This is a genomic window from Pectinatus frisingensis (genome assembly GCF_015732285.1).
Classification (GTDB): domain Bacteria; phylum Bacillota; class Negativicutes; order Selenomonadales; family Selenomonadaceae; genus Pectinatus; species Pectinatus frisingensis.
The window spans coordinates 1-8,780 of record NZ_WIQU01000037.1; the positions used below are offsets into that span (position 1 = coordinate 1).

General features: G+C 33.7%; 8 protein-coding genes. 5 read left to right on the top strand and 3 right to left on the bottom strand.

Annotated features, from left to right (window positions below; translation table 11 throughout):
* Nucleotides 1-52: 52 nt before the first annotated feature.
* Nucleotides 53-973 (bottom strand): DMT family transporter, encoded by a 921-nt coding sequence (locus tag I6751_RS06700; protein ID WP_196591999.1) that lies wholly within the window; start codon nt 971-973, stop codon nt 53-55.
* 111 nt (nt 974-1,084) lie between these two features.
* On the opposite strand from I6751_RS06700, the gene pdxR reads away from it, so the two are divergent.
* The 4 genes from pdxR (at nt 1,085) to I6751_RS06720 (ending at nt 5,275) form a co-directional block, all read left to right on the top strand.
* Nucleotides 1,085-2,470: a MocR-like pyridoxine biosynthesis transcription factor PdxR gene (gene pdxR, locus I6751_RS06705; protein WP_196591998.1), complete on the top strand. Its 1,386-nt coding sequence runs from the start codon at nt 1,085-1,087 to the stop codon at nt 2,468-2,470.
* Nucleotides 2,471-2,545: 75 nt separating this feature from the next.
* A complete protein-coding gene (locus tag I6751_RS06710; RefSeq protein WP_269140844.1) occupies nt 2,546-2,914 on the top strand; it encodes a DUF977 family protein in 369 nt (122 codons plus the stop codon).
* A 466-nt stretch (nt 2,915-3,380) separates the two neighbouring features.
* Nucleotides 3,381-4,628, top strand: coding sequence for an EAL and HDOD domain-containing protein (locus I6751_RS06715; protein ID WP_196591996.1), 1,248 nt, complete (start codon nt 3,381-3,383; stop codon nt 4,626-4,628).
* 395 nt (nt 4,629-5,023) lie between these two features.
* Nucleotides 5,024-5,275 carry a helix-turn-helix domain-containing protein gene (locus I6751_RS06720; RefSeq protein ID WP_231037981.1) on the top strand — a complete coding sequence of 84 codons (252 nt, stop codon included), beginning with the start codon at nt 5,024-5,026 and terminating at the stop codon, nt 5,273-5,275.
* 32 nt (nt 5,276-5,307) lie between these two features.
* Here the strand turns inward: I6751_RS06720 and I6751_RS06725 are convergent, their stop codons facing one another.
* Complete coding sequence (locus tag I6751_RS06725) at nt 5,308-5,556, bottom strand: hypothetical protein (protein WP_196591994.1); 249 nt, start codon at nt 5,554-5,556, stop codon at nt 5,308-5,310.
* A 138-nt stretch (nt 5,557-5,694) separates the two neighbouring features.
* The gene (locus I6751_RS06730) at nt 5,695-6,228 is read right to left on the bottom strand and encodes a sigma-70 RNA polymerase sigma factor region 4 domain-containing protein (protein ID WP_196591993.1); all 534 of its coding nucleotides are present in this window, start codon (nt 6,226-6,228) and stop codon (nt 5,695-5,697) included.
* A 770-nt stretch (nt 6,229-6,998) separates the two neighbouring features.
* Between I6751_RS06730 and I6751_RS06740 the strand changes: the two genes are divergently transcribed.
* Nucleotides 6,999-8,615 carry a PPC domain-containing protein gene (locus tag I6751_RS06740; RefSeq protein ID WP_196591992.1) on the top strand — a complete coding sequence of 539 codons (1,617 nt, stop codon included), beginning with the start codon at nt 6,999-7,001 and terminating at the stop codon, nt 8,613-8,615.
* Nucleotides 8,616-8,780: the final 165 nt, after the last annotated feature.

The window sequence follows — 8,780 nt, forward strand, 5'->3', positions numbered from 1 at the left end:
GCTGCCGGGTATAATAAATAAAGCTGGTACGAATTAGTCAATGACATTTCTCTTATAAAGATGGCGTTTTCTCAGTCAAGCCAATCAATCCTATACTTGCTATGAGAAAAATACACCCGAGCCATTGCTGGAATGTGGCATTTTCATTCAAAATAAGGACAGATAAAAACATTGCCGTAAACGGAACCATACCAGAAAAAGCAGCTGCAGTTGAAAGCGCGCAAAGTCTAATCCCCGCATACCAAAATATGTAAGCAAGCGCCGTTACGAAAACACCATACCAGATAAGTGCAATCCATTCAACCTCATCTGCCTGGGAAAGAAGAAAAACAGGATTTTCAAGACCGGCAGGAACCAGACAAAGAATCATTGCCATTAGACTGACTAGTATAGTTTGAACTACAGGAGAAAGAGAACTCCCGCCCGACTGGTTTTTCACGGCAGTTATTTTAGAGCAGGTATTAAATAGTGATTCACAAGCGGCTGCGCAGATTATTAAAAAATTTCCTGTGAAATGTGCAATCGAAAAATTATCCGTACCTATAGATATATTTTGGATTAGAAAAATTCCAATAAGAGTACCTAAAACACCAACTGTTTTTATGGAAGATATTTTTTCTTTTAGAAGAAACTTTGAAAGTACCACTGTAATAGCCGGGGTTGTTCCTGTAAGAATACCTGCTTCAGCGGAACTCGTATGAAGTAATCCGAATAATAAAAACATACGATATAAAAACACACCGCAGATTGCCTGAAACAGCAGATAAAACCACACTTTTTTTTGAAGATGGGAAATGACCCGCAACGATTTCCATTTAACAAAAGGCAATAAAAACATTATGGCAAAAAATAAACTTACAGCTGTTATCGTATACGGTCCTAATTTTCCAGTGACATAACGCGCGGCAATAACAGCTGTCCCCGCTAAAGTAAATGCACCCAATAAAAATAAAACCCCTTTTATCCGCTGCATAAAAAGCCTCCTGTGCTATCTCAAATTTAGTATGCTATAATTATATTCATCATACTGGCATATGTAAAATACCAGTATAGCTAATAATTAAGCATACCAGTGGAGGATTAAATGAATACCATTCAAGTAGAACGAAAACATGATATCCCGATGAAACGGCAGATTTATCAAAAAATACGGGATCAAATTCTCAAAGGATATTTAATTTCAGGAGCGGCACTGCCTTCTACCAGAGAATTAGCCAAACAATTAAAAGTTTCACGCAATACTATATGTGAAGCTTATGAAATGCTTATCACAGAAGGTTTTTTAATACATCGGCAGGGTGCAGCTACCCGTGTGGTGCCAGGCCTCAATATCGGAACATATTCAAAAAAACCAACGAAAATTATCCCCCAGGAGAAAAAACAATATATTGTCGATTTTCAAACAGGCCGTCCTGATTTAAGACATTTTCCGCAATATCTTTGGCAGCAGATCATGTACAAAACGACCAGAAATTTTAAAATGAAAGATTTTGGATATGGTGACCCACAGGGAATGCTTACATTACGCAGGGAAATTTCGGCCTGGCTTCTTCGCAGCAAAGGATTGAGCGTAAATGAACAAGATATCTTTATCACATCAGGGGCTACACATGCCCTGCACCTTGTCAGCAATCTTCTTGGTAGGACCGGAAACACAATCGCCGTAGAAGACCCATGTAACCATGGCGTTTTGCAAACCATCAAAAACACAGGTTGCAGCATAAAAGCCATTCCCGTTGATGAGGAGGGAATAAAAACACAGCAATTAGACAAAATAAATGTCCGTGCGATATATACGACTCCCTCACACCAGTTTCCTTTAGGGGGAATTTTGCCGGCTGCCCGTCGTGCCGCATTGATACGATATGCCAAAGCAACAGCATCTTATCTGGTAGAGGATGATTACGACAGTGAATTCAGATATGTAGGAGATCCTATAGCTCCACTTTATGCAATGGCTCCCAGTCATGTAATCTATGTAGGAACGTTTAGTAAAGTATTGTTTCCGGCCATTCGGATTGGTTATGTAATTTTACCCCAAGAGTTGCAAGCCTCTTGGCGTGAGCTCCGTCTGCATACTGATGTTCAAAATCCTCCTTATGAACAAGCTGCCTTAGCAGAATTTCTTTATACAAGAAAATTTGATCGTCATATCCGAACTATGAAAAAATTATATAAAGAACGGAGGAAAATTTTGCTGACAGCATTAAAGATAAATCTCGGCAGCAATTGGAAAAGCTGGGGAGATGCTGCCGGTTTGCATTTGGCGATAGAATTTCAAAATAGGATTTTTAATACCGATTTTTTCAACAGCTGCCGAGAAAGCGGGATAAGGATTACTCCTGTCGAATACCATGCAGTTCAAAAAGGACAGCATTTAAATAAACTCCTTTTAGGTTATGGTCATCTGGAAACCGCTGAAATACAAAAGGGAATAGAAATACTATGTAATGTAATAAAAAATTTATAGGTTCACTATTTATAAAAAAAAATCGATAATCATGATTATAAGCGCAATCAAAGACGATAACACCCTAACGCAAAGCTGGCTAATGTGTTCTATCGTTTGGAACTGATTGAAGCTTACGGAACAGGTATACGAAAGATTATGGATATTTATGAAGGCAGTGGAAAGAAACCGCAGATTGGAACATCAGATAATGCTTTTAAGATTATCCTGCCGAATCTCAACGCTCAAACTGAGAAGGAACAGATAAGCGATGAAAGGGACAGCCAAGAGGAAAAAGTAATCCAGCTCGCGAGAAAACAGGGTATGGTTACACGGCAGGAAGTTGAAAAACTGTTAGATATCGGACAGACAACAAGTGGCCGCCTGTTAAAAAAAATAATGAAAAATGGGCAGCTTATTCAGGAAGGCAAGGGAAAAATCACACATTACCGGCTTTCAAAATAAATATGTTTTAAAAATTATAACTATGGAAAAAGACGGGGACTTCATGTTCTTGTCTTTTTTTGTAAGAATTATTTGGGGAAACAACGTATAATTTACGTTTTAAAATTGCCGCACAAGATTAAAAGAATTTCTGCTATAATGAAAGAAAAGTCAAATTCGATGTAATGGTTAAGGAACAAATCGTATTTTAATGAGATACTTTTACACACCACATCAAACTTAGAAAGCAGCACCCTACAGTTTTCAAATTAATATAATATTACAAAATATGTGCCCATTTTCATTGTTTTGTGCATTAATGTCAAAAGTAGTATTATTTATGTTATTCATCAGCATTTATTTGTGTCATAATTGTAAGTGAGTTATGATGATGGGATATTATTACGATTTGTATGCCATTATTTAAAATTAATTTATAGTCTTTTACTGTCAATAATTGATTAATTTATTCTAGTTAGGATTTTATATGGTAAAAAACGACGAATTTACAAATTTATATGTAGCGCGCCAGGCTATATTGAACAAAGACAAAAAGACCGTAGCATATGAATTGCTTTTCCGTGACAGCTTTAAAAACCGAATGCCTGTTTCCGTCAATAAATATGTCGCTACAAAAAAACTTTTAGTAAATAGTATGGCTGTTTTTGGATTGGATAAATTAACGGGCAATAAACCAGCTTTTATCAATTTTACCGGTAAAAATATAGAAAACGGACAAGTCGAATTACTACCACCAGACAAAGTATACATAGAAATATTAGAAGACGTGAAAATATCACGTACATTATTGAGTACTTGCAGAAAACTGAGAAATAAAGGATATAAATTTGCACTGGATGATTTTGTGTTTACTCCTGATTATTGGCCACTGATCGAATTGGCTTCCATAATAAAAATTGATTTTTCTATTACCCAAACAGCCGATGCACGAAAATCCATCCGCAAAACTATTCCTAGCAATATAAGTTTACTAGCAGAAAAAGTAGAAACAAGAAAAGATTATGAACAAGCGGCAAACTTGGGATACGATTTTTTTCAGGGATACTTCTTTTACAAACCAACGATAATTTCCAAACGAACCACAGTCACTAATGCATTATCGCAATTTTTATTATTACAAGAAATAAACCATTCAACATTAAACATAAGCGAACTTGAAAACATTATAGAACAAGATATTTCATTGGTACATAAACTTCTAAAATACATAAATTCTCCTTTTATCGGGCTTTCATGCAAAATTTCGAGTATCAAACAGGCTATCATTTTATTAGGTAAAGATAAAATACAAAGATGGATAAATATAATATGTTTGCAAGAATTATCCCAAAAACATCCTAACGAATTGTTTGCAATCTTATTAGTTCGGGGCAAATTATGTGAACTGATAGCTGCAAACATAAAAATAATTTCCAAGGAAAAAGATACTGCTTTTTTGGTTGGAATTCTGTCATTATCCGATGTTTTATTCGAACAACCCATGGAAGAAATAATAACAGAACTTGGTGTTACAGAAGACATAAGAGTTGCTTTATTAGGCAAAAATAACATCTTTGGAGCATTATTACAAATAGCCAAGTTATATGAAACCGCCAACTGGCAGAATATACACTCTTGGTGCAAATTTAATAATTTTTCAGAAAAGCTTTTAGCTGTACTTTATTCTGAGGCAACCATCTGGGCAAACAGCATCAACAAAAACATTAATTTCTGAGTTAGATATGCAATAAACAAAAGGCAGCCTATCCATGCATGAATCAAAAAATGGGATTTTAACACTTGTTATCATCCCATTTTTTAGTACAAAAACTTTTTAAATAATACAAATAATAATTCTGCTTAAAATATCGAGATATCAACTATTGATAATAAAACCTTGAGGCTATGCCTATAATCATTTTTATCCATAAATATACAACATTTCCCATTTTTTATCCGCCTTTAAAAGGACAGGAAACCGCGTAGCGGTGATGGGAACATTCTTTTAGGCAGCAATGCTGTTTATATAACGGCTCACACACATAAATTATGCTAAAATCAGTATTTCTTGTGATAGTAATAAATTTTACGACATACTTCATATATTTCACATGTAAGGAAGGTGGTATTTTGCATGAAGTTATTTATAAACTGATTGGCAGAAAAATAACCTATTATCGAAAACTAAGAGACATGACCCAAATACAATTAGCCCGCCGCATTCACATTAGTGTCAGTTCACTAAGTAAAGTTGAACGTGGCAGCTACAATAACAACATTCCAATGTCCATGCTTATATCCATTGCCGAGGGACTAAATATCGAATTGTCTTCATTAGTAACCTTTAACGATGAAGAAAAAAAATTTAACAGCGGGAATTGAACAATAAAATATACGTAATAACAATAATTTACTTACCATATTGAAATACTAATTAGCATACAAAATCCAGCAAAACTTCCAAGCAATTCAAACATATGTTGCTTTAAAACAGCAATACTGCTTTTTGCAGAAGGCCTGATGTTCTTATGTACAATTTTAGAACAAACCCATTTAAGCGGTGAATCCAGTAATTGTTGTGCCTTAAACCAACCTATTTTTACAACCATATTTACCACAGCTTCAGGTACTACTCCATTGAGCAACCACCCTGCACCATACATATATTTTCCCTCTTAAATATAAAAATAATTGATCATATAACATTTATGCTGTATCAGCACAGATGTTATATATCTCTTAATTATACAAATAATTCTCTTTTTTCTTAATAATTTATTTTATAGGCTAAAATTTATATTTTACTTCATAAAAGCATACGTTTTCTTCTTAATTTTTCTTAGAGCCCTTGCCTTTATATTATATATTTTATAGATGCCCAGAGGCCTTATTAGAGAAATCATCTTAACTGTATATCCATAAAAATATATACAGTAGATTACAAATCTTTCTTCTTCAGTTAAATAATCCAAAGAATATTTAAGCTGAATATCATCAAATGCAGATATAGTGCAAGGTACATCATATGTGCCTGGTAAATGACAATTATGTTTTTTATAAAAAATAATTTTATTTACAAGCTTAATTTTTTCACGTTTTAAGCTCTTTGATATATAGGACATAATTACCTCATCTGTTTTTACCACAAAGTTTTCAAGATTTATCTTTTTCACTAGTTCTATAATGAACAGTTTTAAATCTTGCAAAGTATCTTCACCATTCAATTGATGACTGTAACTCTTTAACTGCACTGAAAAAATAGAAATTATTTCATTCATTGCAGCTTGGTCATTGTGGTGAGCTGACATTATCAACTCATATAATTTTCTTTTCATATTCATTCCTCCTTATAAATAAAGAGAAATAAATAGTAGGTTTTTTATATGAATTGTAAAATATTTAGGTGGTGATTCTATGGAAAATACAATAACAATATTATCTGCAATAATAAATAAGACCAATAACGATTATTTACTTTTTTTCATAGTTATTGCAGTAGTCATTATTTCTGTATCAGTTCCACTAGGTCTGTATTATCTAAAATGTAAATTCAATAAAAAAAATTAATAAAATAGCTGAGGTATTTATGTGCTATATAAATTTTATTCAACTGTGCCACATCATACCGATATATCAACCATTTCAATTAAATTTTATAAATAAATTATGCTTATATTATAATTGTAGATTCAGTTGATATTATTATATCTATTAATTATTATGTTATGTCTTTTTATAGTATAGCATAAAATATTAATATATCATACCTTTGAATAATATATTATTTCCATAACTCGTACCAGGAATTACAGGGTCATCTCCACAAAGACAATCATTGTAACTTTCTGACGGCCGGCAAGGTTTGGTCATCGTATTTAGCATGATACAAAAACTTTCCACAAATCTGCCTCCCCATTTCTTTATCCTATACCCCCCTATGCCATGAAGTTTAAGGTTTTTAATTTTATCTTAAAAATGATTATTATAGCAAAATATATTTTTTTATAAAAATGTGCAAAAAAATAAAACCTAAATGCTCTTTATTAATATACGGCAAAACAAACAATTATTTTACCGTATAAAATAAAAGAAATGAGGTTTTAAAATGTCAAAAGAAAATTTTCAAGTACCGCAGAACGTAAAAATGAATTTTGATGCCCAGAAACTCTTTGGACCAAAGGAATCCATTGAAGAAATCATGCAGATGCATCAGGAAGGAGAATATGCCGATACTCTGAGTTCAACAGACAATACGAAAAAACTGATTGCTAATTTAATCAAAAACAAAGAACCTTTCATTGAACTTAGTAAACTAGTGGACAGCAGTGCTGAAAGAAAAACTATTCTTCCAATGCCCAAAACCTTGTCATCTACTTCTTCAAAAAATATCGTATATGCCAATGCAGCTGCCAATGCCTCACCACCAAACAGTACGCCCAATGGCGCCTATGTGATAAACTTTGGTACACTGTATACAGACTCAATTTCTGCTAAAGGTGATCAGCGCTGGTATGCTTTCCAGCTCACCGCCGAAAAAAAGTTAACCGTTTATATGTCTCCTGTTGCCGATACTGCTGTCGATAACGATTTATATCTATATAAATTTGATCAAACTAATAGCTCTGTTACCGTTGTAGCACAGTCCAGAAACAAAGCCGGCATGTATGAACTTTTAAGCTATGTTGCCGCTGCAGGCATCTATTTTATTTCTGTCAATTCTTATGCTTGTAATACCACCAACAATTTTCAGATTATGGCTTTTACCAGTGATACATGGGACGAAGCTGAAGGTGACGACAGTATGACTACGGCCAAAGAAATGCCGGTGAATAGTGAGATAATTGGTACATTGGACAACAGCGTCGACCAGGATTGCCGCATATGGCTTGTCAAGGAAAAAGGAACTTATCAATTACAGCTTAGCGTTCCGTCTACCGCTTTAAAATACCAGGTACAGATATTTTCCAGCAGTCAGAATCTGATTACCTCCATGGAACAAAATGCCAGAGTGACTTTTCCTAATGTAGCCCCAGGTGGCTATTATCTTAAAATTGTATCTGTTGATGGCAAAATTGACCCTGCTGTAAAATACAACTTCTCAATGATTTTATTGCCTCCCAATATTATTGATACCAATGCATATAAAGCTACAATTTCTCCATCCGGGAAACAGCTTATTGAAGTTTTAGCACCGGGAGCTGTAGAAGGTCTTAAATGTAATGCACTATTTATTGATCGAAAAGAATTCGATCCAACACTTATTGATTTTTCTACTGGTCGCCCAAGTTTTCCTGGATATCAATGTGGTGGATTAAGTGGTACTACTAGTTTTATTTTGGATGAAAAAAGCGACCCTAAAAGACAAATTATCCTTGGGTCATATACCTCTGATCTTATTAATGTTAACAATGCCATCATATTTACAGTAGCAAATTGCTTATATTTTTGGCAGCTTAGGAAAAAATTCTATCATGATTATCCGGCTGGCTATGGTCAACCTAATCAAACGTACTATAGCGGAACAGATCAGTTTGGCACACCTTACTATACAGGTGTTTGGAGAGATGAAATAAAAAACATTCTTATTCAATTTATTTTTGATATTGACAAAATGAAGGTAGTAGATATGTATAATCCTAATTTCTTTTATGGAAATCGGCCAGATAGAGCTGGCGTATCTGGTAACGGTACGCATACTTTCACTCAAACAAAAACATTTTAAAATTATTTTATTTTTTACATTTAAAAGAGTCAGCTGGTAAATTCCAGTTGACTCTTTTAAATATAATTATTTACGCCCTATACAACATCCCTGTTAAATTTTTTAAATATTTATTAGAATCATTATCATTCTTGGCTTTTTGTAAATCACTAATCAGTAAACTAT